The sequence below is a fragment of the Nocardia sp. TBRC8007 genome, assembly GCF_056629435.1.
Window position 1 is genome coordinate 1 of sequence record NZ_JBWSOR010000120.1, and the last position, 759, is coordinate 759.

Genomic DNA, 759 nt, shown 5'->3' on the forward strand with positions numbered 1-759 from the left:
ACTGCGCCGAATGGTCCGTCGCAGCAGCGGGTGATTCGGGCTGCGTTGGTTGATGCGGGGTTGGTGGCTGCGGATGTGGATGTTGTTGAGGCGCATGGGACTGGTACGAAGTTGGGTGATCCGATCGAGGCGCATGCTTTGTTGGCGACTTATGGTCAGGATCGGTCTGGTGGGCAGCCGTTGTGGTTGGGGTCGTTGAAGTCGAATATCGGGCATACGCAGGCGGCTGCGGGTGTGGCGGGTGTGATCAAGATGGTGCAGGCGATGCGGCATGGTGTGTTGCCGCGGACGCTTCATGTGGATGAGCCTTCGCCGTTTGTGGATTGGGAGTCGGGGGCTGTTCGGTTGTTGACGGAGGAGGTGTCGTGGCCGCGGGGTGGGCGGCCGCGTCGGGCTGCGGTGTCGTCGTTCGGGATCAGTGGGACCAACGCGCATCTCGTGCTCGAGGAACCGAACACTGTGGCGGTCGGTGCCGATCACTTCGCTCCGCTGGTGGGTCCGGTGCCGTTGGTGTTGTCGGCTCGTACCCCGCGGGCATTGCGTGAGCAGGCTCGGCGTCTTGTGCGGTTGGTGTGTGATGACGCGGTGGATCCGCGTGATCTGGCATATGCGCTGGCGACTACTCGGACCGCTTTCGAGTATCGGGCCGTGGTTGTCGGTGACCGGGCGCAGTTGCGGGAGTTGGTCGAGGCGGTCGCCTCCGACGAGATCAGGTCGGGTATCGCGACCGGATCGGCGTCCGATACCGGGCCTATTGTC

1 protein-coding gene is annotated in these 759 nt (G+C 64.0%); it reads left to right on the forward strand.

What is annotated here, in order from left to right; translation table 11 throughout:
- Positions 1-759 (forward strand): ketoacyl-synthetase C-terminal extension domain-containing protein (locus ACX4ZE_RS22890; protein ID WP_480275531.1); only part of this gene is annotated, 759 nt, incomplete at both ends.